This is a genomic window from Pseudomonas sp. 2,4-D (assembly GCF_030418155.1).
GTDB lineage: Bacteria > Pseudomonadota > Gammaproteobacteria > Pseudomonadales > Pseudomonadaceae > Aquipseudomonas > Aquipseudomonas alloputida.
In genome coordinates this window covers 1-16216 of sequence record NZ_JAUHUI010000036.1, presented here as the reverse complement: position 1 = coordinate 16216, position 16216 = coordinate 1, and the positions used below count along the sequence as shown (strand labels likewise).

12 protein-coding genes are annotated in these 16216 nt (G+C 63.4%); 10 read left to right on the top strand and 2 right to left on the bottom strand.

Annotated elements, in window-relative coordinates; genetic code table 11:
• Nucleotides 1-65: 65 nt before the first annotated feature.
• Nucleotides 66-2819 (bottom strand): response regulator, encoded by a 2754-nt coding sequence (locus tag QYE47_RS21185; RefSeq protein WP_014592113.1) that lies wholly within the window; start codon nucleotides 2817-2819, stop codon nucleotides 66-68.
• 193 nt (nucleotides 2820-3012) lie between these two features.
• Between QYE47_RS21185 and QYE47_RS21180 the strand changes: the two genes are divergently transcribed.
• The 10 genes from QYE47_RS21180 to QYE47_RS21135 all read left to right on the top strand — a co-directional run bounded on the left by QYE47_RS21180 (nucleotide 3013) and on the right by QYE47_RS21135 (nucleotide 15789).
• Entirely contained in the window at nucleotides 3013-3732 is a 720-nt protein-coding gene (locus QYE47_RS21180) for a response regulator transcription factor (RefSeq protein WP_019436936.1), read from the top strand.
• A 3-nt stretch (nucleotides 3733-3735) separates the two neighbouring features.
• Nucleotides 3736-5127 carry a cell wall metabolism sensor histidine kinase WalK gene (locus QYE47_RS21175; RefSeq protein ID WP_014592111.1) on the top strand — a complete coding sequence of 464 codons (1392 nt, stop codon included), beginning with the start codon at nucleotides 3736-3738 and terminating at the stop codon, nucleotides 5125-5127.
• A 141-nt stretch (nucleotides 5128-5268) separates the two neighbouring features.
• Complete coding sequence (cysM, locus tag QYE47_RS21170; RefSeq protein WP_014592110.1) at nucleotides 5269-6168, top strand: cysteine synthase CysM; 900 nt, start codon at nucleotides 5269-5271, stop codon at nucleotides 6166-6168.
• Nucleotides 6169-7527, top strand: a complete 1359-nt coding sequence (rlmD, locus tag QYE47_RS21165; RefSeq protein WP_014592109.1) for a 23S rRNA (uracil(1939)-C(5))-methyltransferase RlmD — start codon at nucleotides 6169-6171, stop codon at nucleotides 7525-7527.
• Nucleotides 7528-7623: 96 nt separating this feature from the next.
• Nucleotides 7624-9864 (top strand): GTP diphosphokinase, encoded by a 2241-nt coding sequence (relA, locus tag QYE47_RS21160; protein ID WP_019436749.1) that lies wholly within the window; start codon nucleotides 7624-7626, stop codon nucleotides 9862-9864.
• Between the two features lie 123 nt (nucleotides 9865-9987).
• Nucleotides 9988-10821 (top strand): nucleoside triphosphate pyrophosphohydrolase, encoded by an 834-nt coding sequence (mazG, locus tag QYE47_RS21155; RefSeq protein WP_014592107.1) that lies wholly within the window; start codon nucleotides 9988-9990, stop codon nucleotides 10819-10821.
• A gap of 26 nt (nucleotides 10822-10847) precedes the next feature.
• Nucleotides 10848-11387: a DUF2058 domain-containing protein gene (locus tag QYE47_RS21150; RefSeq protein ID WP_070384243.1), complete on the top strand. Its 540-nt coding sequence runs from the start codon at nucleotides 10848-10850 to the stop codon at nucleotides 11385-11387.
• Nucleotides 11388-11697: 310 nt separating this feature from the next.
• Nucleotides 11698-13038, top strand: a complete 1341-nt coding sequence (locus QYE47_RS21145) for a hypothetical protein (RefSeq protein ID WP_019436750.1) — start codon at nucleotides 11698-11700, stop codon at nucleotides 13036-13038.
• Between the two features lie 4 nt (nucleotides 13039-13042).
• Nucleotides 13043-13534 carry a sorbitol dehydrogenase gene (locus tag QYE47_RS21140; RefSeq protein WP_014592105.1) on the top strand — a complete coding sequence of 164 codons (492 nt, stop codon included), beginning with the start codon at nucleotides 13043-13045 and terminating at the stop codon, nucleotides 13532-13534.
• Nucleotides 13531-15789 (top strand): GMC oxidoreductase, encoded by a 2259-nt coding sequence (locus tag QYE47_RS21135; RefSeq protein ID WP_070384242.1) that lies wholly within the window; start codon nucleotides 13531-13533, stop codon nucleotides 15787-15789. The genes QYE47_RS21140 and QYE47_RS21135 overlap by 4 nt, the downstream gene beginning before the upstream one ends.
• A gap of 100 nt (nucleotides 15790-15889) precedes the next feature.
• Here the strand turns inward: QYE47_RS21135 and QYE47_RS21130 are convergent, their stop codons facing one another.
• Nucleotides 15890-16072, bottom strand: coding sequence for a hypothetical protein (locus tag QYE47_RS21130; protein WP_003252431.1), 183 nt, complete (start codon nucleotides 16070-16072; stop codon nucleotides 15890-15892).
• Nucleotides 16073-16216: the final 144 nt, after the last annotated feature.

The following is a 16216-nucleotide window of genomic DNA, read 5'->3' as shown; positions in this document are numbered from 1 at the left end:
TTTGCAATGCATGTCTTGGGTGGGTCGCTGCCTGTCAAGGCATACCCAGCGTGGCCCAGACCCCCTCAAGCGCTCAATCTGGCCTGTGCCGCCAGCCGGCTGATCGCGCTGTCCAGTTCATCCAGAGCCTGCTGCGCCTGGGGGTTGTCCTGCTTCAGCAAGGTCTCGCTGCGTTGGCACGCTGCCCTTAACTGCGGCACGCCGCAATAGCGTGAGGCACCGTTCAGACGGTGTACCTGCTCGATCAGGCCATTGCGGTCATCGGCTGCGCGGGCGGCACGTATGGCTTCGCGGTCTGCATCCAGCGAGGCCAGCAGCATACTCAGCATGTCAGCCGCCAGATCTGCCTTGCCAGCGGCCAGGCGCAGGCCCTCTTCGGGGTCGAGTACCTTCAGTTCGTCGCCGTTGGTCAGCAGCTCGGCCTGCGCCTGCTGGGGTGTGCCCAGGCTCAGGCCGGTCCACTTCATCACCACCTGGGCCAGTTGCCGTTCGCTGATCGGTTTGGTCAGGTAGTCGTCCATGCCGCTGTGCAACAACGCGCGTTTTTCGTTGGCCATTGCATGGGCAGTGAGGGCGACGATCGGCAGCGGGTTGCCGCTCTGGGTGTTTTCCCACAGGCGGATCTGTTCAGTACAGGCGCGGCCGTCCATGCCGGGCATCTGCACATCCATCAGCACCAGGTCGAACAACTCGTCCTGCACGGCCTGTACCGCCGCATAACCATTGTTGACGGCCAGTACCTCGGCACCCAAGTCTTCGAGCAGGGTTTTTACCAGCAGCAGGTTGGCGGCATTGTCGTCGACGCAGAGTATTTTCGGTCGTCGCTGGCCGTTGGCGTTGCTCACTTCGGCCAGCGGACGGCGAGGTTGTACCAGCTCCAGCAAGAGGCGCCGCAGCTTGCGGGTGCAGGTCGGCTTGGACAGCAACTGGCCATGGCCGTTGGGCAGGTACGGGTGGTACAGCGCCTGCTCGGTGGTCGGGCATAGCACCACGCATTGGCAGTGGTAACGCTCGAGCTGCTGATGATAATGGCCCAGTTGCTCGGGCGACAGGTTACCCAGGTTGGCCCCGAGCACCGCGAACTCGAAGGGCAGGCCGGCCTGGCTGGCGGCCTGCACCCCCTGCAGCAACTGGTCGTAGGTGGCGAACAGGCTCACGCTGAGGCCGCAGTCTTCCAGCTGGTGTTCCAGTGCCTGGCGCGCCAGTTCGTGGCCATCGACAATGGCGGCACGGCGCCCCAGCAATGGCTGCGGTGGCAGCGCTTCGGCATCGTCATGAGCCTTGGGCAGGTTGAGGCTGATCCAGAACTGCGAACCTTCGCCCGGGGTACTGTCGACGCCGATCTCGCCGCCCATCTGTTCGATCAGGCGCTTGGAAATCACCAGCCCCAGACCGGTGCCACCGGGCTGGCGGGCCAGTGAGTTGTCAGCCTGGCTGAAGGCCTGGAACAGTGTGCGCACATCCTGTGGTGACAGGCCGATGCCGGTGTCCTGCACGCTGATGCGCAACTGCGCGCAGTCTTCGTGCTCGTCTTCCAGCATGGCGCGTACGACGATGGTGCCTTCGCGGGTGAACTTGATGGCGTTGCTGACCAGGTTGGTGAGGATCTGCTTGAGCCGCAACGGGTCGCCCACCAGCGAAGCAGGCGTGTCGCGGTAGATCAGGCTCAGCAATTCCAGCTGCTTGGCGTGGGCGGCCGGAGCGAGGATGGTCAGGGTGTCCTGGATCAGGTCCCGCAGGTTGAACGGTATGCTGTCGAGCACCAGCTTGCCGGCCTCGATCTTGGAGAAATCGAGGATCTCGTTGATGATTCCCAGCAGGTTGTCAGCAGACTTCTCGATGGTGTTCAGGTAGTCGAGCTGGCGCGGTGTCATCTCGCTTTTTTGCAGCAGGTGGGTAAAGCCGAGGATGCCATTGAGCGGGGTGCGGATTTCGTGGCTCATGTTGGCCAGGAACTCCGACTTGATGCGGCTGGCCTCAAGGGCCTCTTTGCGCGCCATGTCCAGCTCGATGTTCTGGATTTCGATGGTTTCCAGGTTCTGGCGCACGTCTTCGGTGGCCTGGTCGATGCTGTGTTGCAGTTCTTCGTGGGCGTTCTGCAGGGTTTCGGCCATGCGGTTGATGCCATGGGCCAGTTCGTCCAGCTCATGGCTGCCCATGGTCGGCAGGCGTTCTTCGAGGTGGCCATCCTTGAGCTGATTGACCGCGTGCTTGATGCGTTCGATGGGGTCGTTGATGGTGCGGCTCATGCGCAGCGCCAACAGGCCGCTGAGTGCCAGGCAGGCGAGGATCAGCAACAGGCTGGTGAACAGGTTGCGGTAGCCGCGCAGCAGCGTGCCGTCGTGCGACAGCTCGATCTCTACCCAGCCCAGCAGGCGCTCGGCTTCGGCCGGCACGGCGTCGGTGGCCAGGTCGCGGTGGTGGCCGAACACTGGCATCAGGTAGCGGGTGGCGTCGTTGCCACTGCGCTGCAGGAGTTGGGTGCCGGTACCGCCGCTGGGGGGCAGGTTGAGCATGCTTGGGCCGGCGTGGGCCAGGCGCGTGCGGTCCGGGGCCAGAAACGCCACTGCGCGCACATCGGCCTGCTCCAGGGTTTGTGCGGCAATTCTCTCCAGTTGCGCAGGCGCGAGCCGGGCCATGGCGGGTGCGGCCAGGGGCGCCAGTTGTTCGGCGATCATCTTGCCGCGCTGCAGCAGCTGGGTGCGCAGGTCGTTCTGTTGCAGCCAGGTGAAATAGCTACCCAGCACCAGGGCCATCAAGCCGGCCGGTAGCAGTGCCAGCAGCAGTACCCGGCTGCGGATTCCCAAGCGATCGAGCACACTCGCCTCCTCTGATGTGCCTGGATGCCGTCAAGTGGTAACGGCCAAGCCGCGAAGTTACTCCGCCTGCCGCACCATTGCATCTCTTTAGTACGTGTTATGCGCCGTTGCCGGGGCATTGGTTGCAGTGCGGTTGCCTGGCAGGTGGCGAATGCTCAATAATTACGTAATTGAGAATGCATGGCAGTTGCCAATGAATCCTGTATCTATTTACAACACCACCATCCTTGCCATCGAGGACGACCCGGTGCTTGGCGCCTATCTGCAGGAAGAGCTGCAGCGTGGCGGCTGCCAGGTCACCTGGTGCCGCAATGGCCTGGAGGGCCTGGAAACAGCTGGCCGCCAGGCTTTCGATGTGGTGCTCATGGACATCCTGCTGCCCGGGCTTGATGGGTTGGACGCCTTGGCGCAGTTGCGCAGGCACAGCGCCACCCCGGTGATCATGATGTCGGCGCTGGGGGCCGAGGCGGATCGTATCAGCGGCTTTCAGCGCGGTGCCGACGATTACCTGCCCAAGCCATTCAGCATGGCCGAGTTGCAGGTGCGCATCGAGGCGATTCTGCGCCGCGTGGCCCTGGAGCGGCGGCATCAGGGCCCGCTGGAGCAAGCCGGCTGCGGCGAGCTGCAGTTCGATGAGGGGCTGTGTGACGTGCGCCTGAATAGCCGTCTGGCAGGCCTGACCCCCAGCGAATACCGCCTGCTGGACATCCTCAACCGCAACCTCGACGAAGTCCTCAGCAAGCCATTCCTGTACCAGCACGTGTTGCAGCGCGGCTATTCACGGCATGACCGCAGCCTGGACATGCACGTCAGCCAGATCCGTCGCAAGCTCAAGGGTATCGGTTATCACGAACGGCAGATCCGCACCGTGTGGGGCAAGGGTTACGTGCTCAGTGCCAGCGAGGCGGAGTGAACCATGCTCGACCGCCATTCGCTGTTCTGGAAGCTGGCCATCTTGCTGGTGGGCTTCTGCCTGCTGATGATCGGCCTCAGTTATACCTGGGGCCGGCACATGGAAACCCAGAATGCCTTCCTCTCGGAGCCGGCACGGCAGACCTTGCGGGGTTATGCCGCCGAAGCTGAGCAGGCCTGGCGCAGTGGCGGGCGGTCAGGGCTGGACCAGTGGGTGGCGGCCATGCATCAGCGCGAACGGGGCTGGGTCGGCGTGCTCGACATCAACCTGCGCCCGCTCGACAGCGCCACCCTCAACCCACAGATCATGCAGCGTCTGACACGCCTGCGCGGTGTCGATTGGCCGATGAGTCGGCGCAGTGTCGACCAGCCGTGGGTGCGCATACCGTTCCCGGGGGCGCCGGAGCAGGGCATGCTGGTCATCGAACTGCCGCAGCGCTTCAATCCGGGGCAGCACCGCTTGCTGTGGCGCATTGTCACCAACGGCATCATCCCGGGGCTGTTCACCTTGCTGTTGTGTGTAGGCCTGTACCGCATGCTGATCGTGCCGCTGAATCAACTTCGCGAGCAGGCCAATGCCTGGCGGGCCGATCAGTTGTCGGCCCGGCTGGACTCGCGCACCATCGCCCGGCATGACGAGCTGGGCGAACTGGCGCGTGCCTTTGACCAGATGGCCGAGCGGCTGCAAGGCACGGTAGCCATGCAGCAGCAGTTGCTGCGCGACCTGTCCCACGAAATGCGTACGCCGCTGAGCCGGTTGCGGGTGGCCTGCGATGGTGAAACCGACCTGCAGCGTTTGCGTGACCGCCTGATCCGTGAAGTGGACTGCATGCAGCAACTGGTCGAAGACACCCTGCAACTGGCCTGGCAGGACGCCGAGCGTGCGCCGATGAACCTTGAGCCGATCGAGGTCCACGCCTTGTGGGAGTTGCTGGCCGAAAATGCCAGCTACGAGAGCGGCTGGTCGCCTGCGCAACTGCGCTGCGAAGTACCGGCCGACTGCTGGGTGCAGGGCAACCTCAACCACCTGGCTCAGGCGCTGGAGAACATCTTGCGCAATGCCATTCGCCACTCGCCGGCCGAGGGGGTGGTGCGGTTGGGTGGGCAGCGGGAGGGTAGCTATTGGTGGTTGTGGCTTGAGGATGAGGGTGGCGGTGTCGCTGAAGAAGACCTGGAACGGATCTTCGCGCCGTTCTCGCGGTTGGACGGTTCGCGGCCCGGGGATGGTGGCTTCGGCCTGGGGCTGAGCATCGCCCGCAGTGCCATCCAGCGCCAGGGCGGCACCTTGTGGGCGCAGAATGGCAAACGCGGGTTGCGCTTGTGGATGAGGTTGCCGTTGCATGTGCCGGCCGCTTCGCGGGTAAACCCGCTCCTACAGGCTAGCGAATCCCCGTAGGAGCGGGTTTACCCGCGAAGAGGCCAGCACATGTCACACCGTTATAGCTTGTAGCTATATGCACTACAGATTGCGTGATATGGCCGCGAAGGGTTTGCCGGTATGATAGGCACCCCCGCCGTCCGGATTGCGAAATACGCCATGACCTTGCAGTACCCAACCATCGCCGATTGCGTCGGCAATACGCCACTGGTTCGCCTGCAGCGCATCGCTGGCGACACCAGCAATACCCTCCTGCTCAAGCTCGAAGGTAACAATCCTGCCGGCTCGGTGAAAGACCGCCCGGCGCTGTCGATGATCGCTCGCGCCGAACTGCGGGGCCAGATCAAGCCAGGCGATACCCTGATCGAAGCCACCTCCGGCAACACCGGCATCGCCCTGGCGATGGCGGCGGCGATCAAGGGCTACAAGATGATCCTGATCATGCCCGACAACTCCACCGCCGAGCGCAAGGCCGCCATGACGGCCTATGGCGCCGAGCTGATCCTGGTGACCAAGGAGGAGGGTATGGAGGGCGCCCGTGACCTGGCCGAGAAGCTGCAGGCCGAAGGCCGTGGCCTGGTGCTCGACCAGTTCGCCAACGGCGACAACCCGATCGCCCACTACAACAGCACCGGCCCGGAAATCTGGCAGCAGACTCAGGGCACCATTACCCATTTCGTCAGCTCCATGGGGACCACTGGTACCATCATGGGCTGCTCGCAGTACCTCAAGGAACAAAACCCCGCGGTGCAGATCATCGGCCTGCAACCGATGGAAGGCTCGGCTATTCCGGGCATTCGCCGCTGGCCCGAGGAATACCTGCCGAAAATCTTCGACGCCACCCGCGTCGACCGCGTGGTCGACATGTCGCAGCAGGAAGCCGAAGACACCACCCGTCGCCTTGCGCGTGAAGAGGGCATTTTCTGCGGCGTGTCTTCTGGTGGTGCGGTCGCGGCCATGTTGCGTCTGTCCCGCGAAGTGGAAAATGCCGTAATGGTCGCGATCATTTGCGACCGCGGCGACCGTTATCTGTCCACCGGCCTGTTTGATCCACGCTAAATGTCCAAGAAAAAAAGCAACAGCGGCCTGCGCTTCCAGCCGGCCGGCGGCAATCGCACCCCGCAGGTCCCAGTGGGCAAGAAGCAGCGCCTGGACATCGAGCGCCTGGCCGGTGACGGCCGTGGCATCGCCTTCCTCGACGGGCGTACCTGGTTCGTCAGCGGCGCCTTGGCCGGTGAGGCCGTGGAGGCGCGGGTGCTCAACGCCCGTGGCAAAGTGGTCGAGGCCCGCCTGGAGCGGTTGCTGCAGGCCGGCCCCGAGCGCCGCGAGGCGCCGTGTCGCTACTACGACCGCTGCGGTGGCTGCAACCTGCAGCACCTGCCGCACGACGCGCAACTGGCGCTGAAGCAGCGCACCCTCGCCGAGCAGCTGCAGCGGGTGGCCGGTGTGCAACCCGAGGCGTGGGCCGCCCCCCTGAGCGGGCCGGAATTCGGCTACCGGCGCCGCGCCCGTGTGGCCGTGCGCTGGGACGTCAAGGCGCGTCAGCTGGAGGTGGGTTTGCGCGCCGAAGCCAGCCAGGACATCATTGCCATCGACGATTGTGCAGTGCTGGTACAACCCTTGCAGTCCATTTTGCGCCACTTGCCGACTGTGCTGCGTTCGTTGAGCAAGCCGCAGGCGCTGGGCCATGTAGAGCTGTTCAGTGGCACCGCCGAGGCGGTTCTGGTGCGCCACGTCGCGCCATTGCCGGCGGAGGACCAAGCCAGGCTGCAAGCGTTCTGCGAGCAGGCCAACGCCCAGCTGTGGCTGCAAGGCGAGGGTGAGCCGGCGCCAGTGGACCCAGCGGCGCAGTTGGGCTTTGCCCTGGCACCCTGGCAGCTGGAGCTGGCCTGGCGCCCGGGCGATTTCGTGCAGGTGAATGCCCAGGTCAATACGGCGATGATCGAGCAGGCCCTGGCCTGGCTCGCGCCACAAGCCGACGAGCGTGTGCTGGACTTGTTCTGCGGTCTGGGCAACTTTGCCCTGCCGCTGGCCCGCCAGGCGCGTGAAGTGGTGGCAGTGGAAGGTGTACAGGCCATGGTCGATCGGGCCGCGGCCAATGCCCGGAACAACAATGTGCATAACGCACGGTTTTTTCAGGCCGATTTATCGCAGCCTTTGGCCGGCACCGGATGGGCCGCCGAGGGCTTTTCTGCGGTACTCTTGGATCCACCGCGCGACGGTGCTTTCGAGGTGGTGCAAGGCATCGCCCGCCTCAAGGCCAGCAGGCTGGTCTACGTATCGTGCAACCCGGCCACGCTGGCGAGAGACGCCCAAGTGCTGGTCGGCCAGGGGTACCGGTTAAAAAGGGCCGGGATTCTCGACATGTTTCCTCAGACGGCGCATGTCGAGGCCATGGCGTTATTCGAAGCGGGCTAGCTGACTGGCCCCTTGGTGCGGTTGCCACGGAAGGGCGGCCGCACGGTGATCGCCAGCACACCGGTATGGTGTGCTGCATGGAAAGGTAAAACAAAGATGGTACAGGTGAGAGTGCACCAGCCGGTCAACACCGACGGCAGTATCAATCTCGAAGCATGGTTGGACCATGTGGTAAGCGTCGATTCGGCACTGGATCGCGCAGCGCTGAAAGAAGCCTGCGAGTTTGCTCTTGAGGTAGAGAAAAAGGGCAACCCGGCCAAGCATTCCTGGGCGGATGGTACGTCCAGCTTCCAGGCAGGCCTGGAAATCGCCGAAATTCTGGCTGACCTCAAGCTCGACCAGGACTCTCTGGTGGCTGCGGTCATCTACCGCTCGGTGCGCGAGGGCAAGGTCACCCTCGCCGAGGTCAGCCAGCGTTTTGGCCCGGTGGTGTCCAAGCTGATCGACGGCGTGCTGCGCATGGCCGCCATCAGTGCCAGCCTCAGCCCACGACAGTCGCTGGTGCTGGGCTCACAGGCGCAGGTCGAGAACCTGCGCAAGATGCTGGTGGCCATGGTCGACGACGTGCGTGTGGCGCTGATCAAGCTGGCCGAACGCACGTGCGCAATCCGGGCGGTCAAGTCCGCCGATGACGAGAAACGCCTGCGTGTCGCGCGTGAAGTGTTCGACATCTACGCGCCGCTCGCGCACCGCCTGGGTATCGGTCACATCAAGTGGGAGCTGGAAGACCTGTCCTTCCGCTACCTGGAGCCCGACCAGTACAAGCAGATCGCCAAGCTGTTGCATGAGCGGCGGCTGGACCGCGAGCGCTTCATCAGCGACGTGATGAACCAGTTGCAGAACGAGTTGCTCGCCACTGGCGTAAATGCCGACATCAGCGGTCGGGCGAAACATATCTATTCGATCTGGCGCAAGATGCAGCGCAAAGGCCTGGAGTTCAGCCAGATCTATGACGTGCGTGCGGTACGCGTGCTGGTGCCGGAAATCCGCGACTGCTACACCGCGCTGGGCATCGTGCACACCTTGTGGCGGCATATTCCCAAGGAGTTCGACGACTACATCGCCAACCCCAAGGAGAACGGCTACCGCTCGTTGCACACTGCGGTAATCGGCCCCGAGGGCAAGGTGCTGGAGGTGCAGATCCGCACCCACGGCATGCACGAAGAGGCCGAACTTGGCGTATGCGCCCACTGGCGCTACAAGGGCACCGACGTCAAGCCCAGCTCCAACCACTACGAAGAGAAGATTTCCTGGTTGCGCCAGGTGCTGGAATGGCACGAAGAGCTGGGCGACATCGGTGGCCTGGCCGAGCAGTTGCGGGTCGACATCGAGCCTGACCGGGTTTATGTGTTCACCCCCGACGGCCACGCCATCGACCTGCCCAAAGGCGCCACGCCACTGGACTTTGCCTACCGCGTGCACACCGAGATCGGCCACAACTGCCGCGGCGCGAAGATCAACGGCCGTATCGTGCCGCTGAACTACAGCCTGCAGACTGGCGAGCAGGTGGAGATCATCACCAGCAAGCACGGCAACCCCAGCCGCGACTGGTTGAACTCCAACCTGGGCTACGTGACCACCTCGCGGGCGCGGGCCAAGATCGTCCACTGGTTCAAATTGCAGGCCCGCGACCAGAACGTTGCTGCCGGCAAGACCTTGCTTGAGCGCGAGCTCAGTCGTCTGGGCCTGCCGCAGGTTGATTTCGAACGCCTGGCCGAGAAGACCAACGTCAAGACCGCCGAGGACATGTTTGCCGCGCTCGGTGCTGGCGACTTGCGCCTGGCTCATCTGGTCAACGCTGCCCAGCAGTTGCTTGAGCCCGAGCGTATCGAGCAGATCGAACTGGTGCCGCGCAAGCCTACCGGGCCGCGTACCGGCAAGCGTGGCGACATTCAGATCCAGGGGGTCGGCAACCTGCTGACACAGATGGCCGGCTGCTGCCAGCCGCTACCAGGCGATGCCATTGTCGGTTACATCACCCAGGGCCGGGGCGTGAGCATTCATCGCCAGGACTGCGCCTCGGTATTGCAGCTGGCGGGCAAGGAGCCAGAGCGCATGATCCAGGTGAGCTGGGGGCCGATCCCGGTGCAGACCTACCCGGTCGACATCGTCATCCGTGCCTACGACCGCCCGGGGTTGCTGCGCGATGTGTCGCAGGTGCTGCTGAACGAGAAGATCAACGTGCTGGCGGTGAACACCCGTTCGAACAAGGAAGACAACACCGCGCTGATGTCGCTGACCATCGAGATTCCAGGCCTGGACGCGCTGGGGCGCCTGCTGGGGCGGATCTCGCAGTTGCCGAACATCATCGAGACGCGGCGTAATCGTACCCCTTGAGACCGGGGCGCCAGCTTCGCGGGCTTGCCCGCTCCACAGGATGGATGCAGGTTTCGAAATCTGCACCGTACCTGTGGGAGCGGGCAAGCCCGCGAAGAAGCCACCACCGAAGGACCTGCCTGTATGACCTACACCCTTGACGACCTGCTGCACCTCATGGCCCGCCTGCGCGACCCGCAGTACGGCTGCCCGTGGGACCTGAAGCAGAACTACGCCAGCATCGTCCCACACACTATCGAAGAGGCCTACGAGGTCGCTGACACCATTGAGCGCGGCGATTTCGAGCACTTGCAAGGTGAGCTGGGCGATTTGCTGTTCCAGGTGGTCTACTACAGCCAGCTGGCCCGCGAAGAAGGGCGTTTCGAGTTCGATGGCGTGGTCGACAGCATCACCCGCAAGCTCATCCGCCGCCACCCGCACGTTTTTCCGACTGGCGAGCTGTACGCGCCGCTGGACACGCCCAGCCTGAGCGAAGCCCAGGTCAAGTCGCGCTGGGAAGAAATCAAGGCCGAAGAGCGTGCGGAGAAGAGCCAGCCCGAACAACTGTCGCTGCTTGATGACGTGCCAGCAACCTTGCCGGCACTATCGCGGGCAGCCAAACTGCAAAAACGCGCGGCCACGGTCGGTTTCGACTGGCCGGCGGCGTTGCCGGTGCTGGACAAGGTCCGCGAAGAGCTGGATGAAGTGCTGCAGGCCATGGCCGACGGCGACGCCGATGCGCTGGAAGATGAAGTCGGCGACTTGCTGTTTGCTGCGGTCAACCTGGCCCGCCACCTCAAGCAAGACCCAGAGCATGCGCTGCGCCGCGCCAATCGCAAGTTCGAACGACGTTTCCGTTTTATCGAACAGGCATTGCGCGACAGTGGCCGCCCCATTGAAGATTGTGACCTTGACGAGCTGGATGCCCTTTGGGGGGAAGCCAAACGTCAGGAAAAGAACCTGCCCAGCTGCGGCTGAGCTGTTGCATAAGTGAGTGAATATTCATGAGCCTTTCCCTTCGCGACCAATTGCTCAAAGCCGGTCTGGTCAACCAGAAACAGGTCTCGCAGACCAACAAAGCTGAAAAGAAACAGAAGCGCATGGAGCACAAAGGCCAGGTCGAAGTCGACGACAGCCAGCAGCGCATGGCCAAGGAGGCCATGGCTGAAAAAGCCAGGCGTGACCAGGAACTGAACCGCCAGCAGCAGGAAAAGGCCGAGCAGAAGGCCCGTGCCGCGCAGGTCAAGCAACTGATCGAAGCCACTCGCCTGCCCAAGCTGAGCACCGAGGATTACTACAACTTCGTCGACGACAAGAAGGTCAAGCGTATTGCCGTCAACGCCCTGATGCGTACCAAGCTGAGCAACGGCGCGCTGGCCGTGGTAGCCCATGCCGGTGGTTACGAGGTTATCCCTCGTGAGGCCGCCTTGAAGATCCAGGAGCGCGACCCTGGCCGTATTCTGCTGCTCAACAGCCATGTCGAGGAAGCGGACGAAGACGACCCGTACGCGGCTTACAAGATCCCTGATGACCTGATGTGGTAAACACTAAAACCCCGCCTTGGCGTTAATGCGGTTTATTCAAGATCGCAGGGCCGCTCTGCGGCCCTTTCGCGACACGCGCGTTCTCAAGAAGACGCTGGCCTTGCGTCGCGAAAGGGTTCGCCGCTCACCGAACCGGCGCAGTTAGTCACTTGCACTCTCGTCTTGGTTCCATCCGTTCGTCGGACATTTCTTAGGTTTCCGGCACAACGGCTAGCCTCCAGCTTAGCGTCAGGGATAGCGCTGAACATTCGGTCCAGGAAGGGCCCGTACGCCTCGTCGTCCCGACGCTTTATCTGCTGAGGAGACGACAATGAAAATAACCCTGAAACGGTTGGCGTGCCTGGGTGCGAGCTTCACCAGTGCTTTCGCCATGGCCGATGCGGCCAGCCCGCCGGTGCTGTCACCTGCGATTCCCTTCGATGTCACCGCCAATCCCCCCTTCACCCTGGACAACCTGCAACACGATTTCGACGTGCTGTCGTGGCAAACCTTCGTCGCCCTGAACTGGCCCGCCAACGCCGACGGCAGTGCCAACACCTCGGCGAAGATCGGCGCGCCCGGCAAGACGGTGTGGGAGTCGTGGAAAGAAAGCTACGAGATTTTCCTGCCCAAGGGTCAGAAACCCGTCGCCTGGGACCAGCAGGCGCCCGTGCCCGAGGCCTGCCAAGGCAAGGGTGACTTGCCGGTGTTGCAACAGATGGGCAAGGTCGCCGGGGTACTCGATGAGTTCATCCAGCCGTTCAAGACCGGCCCGCTGGTCGACCAAAGCGGCACCTACACGCGCAACGCGATCATGGTCAACCAGCCGATGTTCGATGACATCGTCAACAATGGCCTGTACAGCAAGGAAGGCCAGCAGGCGTTCCTGAGCAAGGCCGACAACCGCATCGCTTTCGCCTGCGGTTCGCAGAAGGCCCAGCAGGTCGGCGCGATCATGGTCAAGTCGGCCTGGAAAGTGCTCGATGGCAGCGACAACCCGCAGGAGTTCCACGCCGTCGACGCGCTGGTCTACACTCCCGGCAACGCCGACCCGAACAAGGGGGCGGTGATCCCCGAATCGTGCAATGCGCAGAAGGTCGGGCTGGTAGGCCTGCACATCGTGCACAAGACCGAGGGCGCTCCGCAGTGGGTATGGTCGACGTTCGAGCACGTGCGCAACGTGCCGGAAAAGACCACGCCAATGAACGAGCGCAAGGGGCCCTACCTGTTCTACGACGCCCAGGCCAGCGACCGCCCGGTGAACGAGCCGCCCGCGCAACCCTGGGACCCGTCGAAGAAGGCCATCCCTTCGCAGATCGTGCGTGAAATTCCCATCACCGCCGCCACCCAACAGCTCAACGCGCAGTGGCAAGGCGCGCTCAAGGGCACGGTGTGGGCCAACTACCACCTGATCAGCACCCAGTGGCCCACCGACCCGGCCGATGACTGCCAGGTGCCGTCGCCGACCAACCCGCTAGGTACGCCTGCGCCGAACTTCCTGGCCAACGCCACCCTGGAGACCTACAACCAGGGCACCACCCCGCAGGCCTCGTCCAGCTGCATGGAGTGCCACAACAACGCGACCACCCGCGTGACCCAGTCACCACGCACCAGCTTCGCCGATTTCACTTTCCTGCTTGAACGTGCCCAATCCACAGGCGCCAAGGAGTGATGCCATGAGCGACCAGAACCTGCAAAACTTCATCGGCTTGTCCGCCGTGCTCACTGGCCTGTCGGCCAAGCTGCTGGCGCCTTCCGTCGACCCGATCAACCTGCCGCCGGTGTTCTTCGCCACTGCCCAGCAAGGCATGGGCCTCGAGGCGTTCAGCAGCCTGCTGGAGCTGTACGCCAGCATCCAGAGCCAACCGCCCGCGCAAATCGCCAGCGCCGTGCTCGATAACGCGAACCCACAAATTGCCCAGGGCGCCCGCTCGATCATGAAGCTGTGGTTGCTCGGCAGTTGGTACCAACCCTATGACCTGGGCAGCGCCCGCACAGGTGACACGCGTGTGGTCTCCGACCAGGCCTACAAGGAGAGCTGGGCATGGAAGATCGCCCAATCTCACCCTATGGGCTACAGCCAGTTCCACTTCGGATACTGGGGTGAGCAGCCACCGACCCTCAAGCAATTCACCGGTGTCGACGCCAAGGAAGGGCAGCAGCCATGAGCAATGTACAAACCCAGAACATCGAAACCGCTGATGTGATCGTGGTGGGGGCCGGTATGGCCGGCAGTGTCATGGCCTACCAGTTGGGCCTGGCCGGGTTGAAAGTGCTGGTGCTCGAGTCGGGCCCGGCCATTCCACCGAATCGCAGCGAGTACCTGGAGCGCTTCTACACCGCGGTGCTCAAGGCGCCCGAGTCGCCGTACCCACCTGAGCAGAGCGAGCAGACCCCAGCCACACAGTTCGCGCCACGGGCGACCATCCAGGACCTGATCACCGCGGGTAGCCAAGACCCGAACAAGGCGCAGAAAAGCTACCTGGTGCAGAAGGGGCCGCACCTGTTCGCCAGCACCTACGAGCGGGTAGGCGGCGGCACCATGTGGCACTGGATGGGCACGGCCCTGCGCCTGTTGCCCAACGACTTTCGCATGCGCACTGCGTACAACGTCGGGGTCGACTGGCCGATCAGTTACGACGACCTGCAGACCGCCTACTGCCGCGCCGAGGAGGAGATGGGCGTGTCCGCCGATGTCGCCTCGCAGACCTACCTGGGCGTGACCTTTCCGCAGGGCTACAAATACAGCATGCATGGCATCCCGCCGTCGCTGGTCGACCAAGGCCTGGGCAACCACGTCACGGGCACCGTGTACCAAAGCCCGGAGAAGGGGCCCGACGGCAAGCCGTACCCAGGTGTCACCCTCAACGTCCGGCAGACCCCGGCCGGGCGCAACTCGCAGAATGATAACGGCCGCCGGGTGTGCGCAGGCAACACCAGCTGCACGCCGATCTGCCCGATCCAGGCCAAGTACGACGCCACCGTGACCATGGCCAAGGCACTGGATACCGGCAACGTGCGCATCCTTTACCAGACCGTGGCGAGCCAGGTGCAGGTCGATGCCAATGGGGTCACGGGCATCGATTTCATCCAGTACCAGAACAACGGTACGCGCCAGAACGGCACGGCCCAGGGCAAACGCTACGTGATCGCCGCCCACGCGATCGAAACGCCGAAGCTGTTGCTCAACTCCATCGGCCCGAACAGCCCTAAAGGGGTTGCCAACAGCAGCGGCCAGGTCGGCCAGGCATTGGCTGACCACCCGGTGTACCTGGCCTGGGGCCTGATGCCCGAAGGCAAGCCGCTGTTCCCGTTCCGGGGGCCGTTGTCCACCTCGGGGATCGAGGACATGCGCGATGGCCCGTTCCGCAGCCAGCGTGCCGCCTGGCGTATCGAAATCGGCAACGAGGGCTGGAACTGGTCGGTGAACGACCCCTACACCTCGGTCTGCGATTTCATCGACGGCACCAACCACGGCGGCGCTAACCCCAGCAAGCTGGCGTTGTCTGGCCAGGCGCTGGTGCAGCAGCTGAACAGCGTGCTGACCCGCCAATTCCGTCTGGGCTTCTTGGTCGAGCAGGTGGAAAAAGACCCCGACAAAGCGCTGTGCCGGGTGGAGAGGAGCACGGAGTTCACCGACGGCCTGGGCCTGCCTCGGCCACAGATCACCTACGAACTGTCCGACTACACCAAGGAGGGTTTCAAGCAGGCGCGCCTGGCCGCCACGCACATCATCACCGAGCTGATGGGCGCCACCGAGCTGACCGACCTGAACCCTAAGCTCGAGCCCGGCTCGCAAACGGTGTTCGAGTACGACGGCCAGAACTACGCGTTCTACGGCGCAGGCCACCTGATGGGCACCTACCGCATGGGCTCGGACCGTACCAGGTCGGTGGTGGACAAGGACCAGCGCAGCTGGGACCACCCCAACCTGTTCCTGGTCGGCGACGGCGTGTTCCCCACTACCGGCACCGCCAACCCGACCTTGACCATCACTGCGTTGACGTTCCAGGCCGCCGACGTGGTGGCCAGCGACCTGCTCAAACGCACCGTGCAGGTGCAGGCCAACCAGGCATGGCAGGGCACGGGCATGCAGGTCAATGGGCAGAGCTGGCAGTTGGCGGTATGCACGGGCGGGCAGTGGACGGCGAACCCGGCCACCGGCATGGTTGGCGCGGCAGGCAACCCAAGGTTGATCGCCAAGCCCGGCTATGCCTTGCCTGGTCAACCGGAAGGGGCGTTGATCGGGCGTATCGGTAACAGCGGCGTGCCGTTCCTGGTCGGCGATCAGGTGCAATTGCCGCGCGGCCAGCAAGGTGAGTTGCAGCTGTGCATCAATGACGACCTGGACGGGCGTTACGGGGCTGGCCTGAGCGATAACCTGGGCAGCCTGTCGGTAGAGGTGCGTTTCGGGGCGGTGTAGGCCCTGACATGGCAACCCCACAATGCTCCGGCAATGCCGCAGTATTGTGGGGTTGCTCACTCAGCCCTGGTGAGTCAGGGGTTCGCCGCAATGGGCAGGGTCATTGTGTGGCGCGCTGGTTTTCCAGGTCTTCAAGCTCAACGCGGTATTGGTGTGCTTCGTGTTCGTTATGGAACATGCCCACCAGTTGACCTTGTTGGTACACATCCCAGATCCGCACGCCAGCGGCCAGGCCTTCGTGGGACATTCTCGATTCGTCGCGTTCGGTTACTTGGACAGTCATCGGTAAACTCCACTTCTTCAAGATGGCTGCGACAGTGTGTCGCACGTCTTCTTTATAGAGTTTGTTAGCAGACTAAGTAAGTAAAACAGGCATGAAACAAGTTTCATGAAGCTCGAAGGGATGCTGCCCGGGGGGGGGGGGGTT

Coding starts and splice junctions, on each gene's coding strand:
- QYE47_RS21180 (WP_019436936.1), top strand. CDS start 3,013: ATGAATCCTGTATCTATTTACAACACCACCATCCTTGCCATCGAGGAC.
- QYE47_RS21175 (WP_014592111.1), top strand. CDS start 3,736: ATGCTCGACCGCCATTCGCTGTTCTGGAAGCTGGCCATCTTGCTGGTG.
- cysM (WP_014592110.1), top strand. CDS start 5,269: ATGACCTTGCAGTACCCAACCATCGCCGATTGCGTCGGCAATACGCCA.
- rlmD (WP_014592109.1), top strand. CDS start 6,169: ATGTCCAAGAAAAAAAGCAACAGCGGCCTGCGCTTCCAGCCGGCCGGC.
- relA (WP_019436749.1), top strand. CDS start 7,624: ATGGTACAGGTGAGAGTGCACCAGCCGGTCAACACCGACGGCAGTATC.
- mazG (WP_014592107.1), top strand. CDS start 9,988: ATGACCTACACCCTTGACGACCTGCTGCACCTCATGGCCCGCCTGCGC.
- QYE47_RS21150 (WP_070384243.1), top strand. CDS start 10,848: ATGAGCCTTTCCCTTCGCGACCAATTGCTCAAAGCCGGTCTGGTCAAC.
- QYE47_RS21145 (WP_019436750.1), top strand. CDS start 11,698: ATGAAAATAACCCTGAAACGGTTGGCGTGCCTGGGTGCGAGCTTCACC.
- QYE47_RS21140 (WP_014592105.1), top strand. CDS start 13,043: ATGAGCGACCAGAACCTGCAAAACTTCATCGGCTTGTCCGCCGTGCTC.
- QYE47_RS21135 (WP_070384242.1), top strand. CDS start 13,531: ATGAGCAATGTACAAACCCAGAACATCGAAACCGCTGATGTGATCGTG.
- QYE47_RS21130 (WP_003252431.1), bottom strand. CDS start 16,072: ATGACTGTCCAAGTAACCGAACGCGACGAATCGAGAATGTCCCACGAA.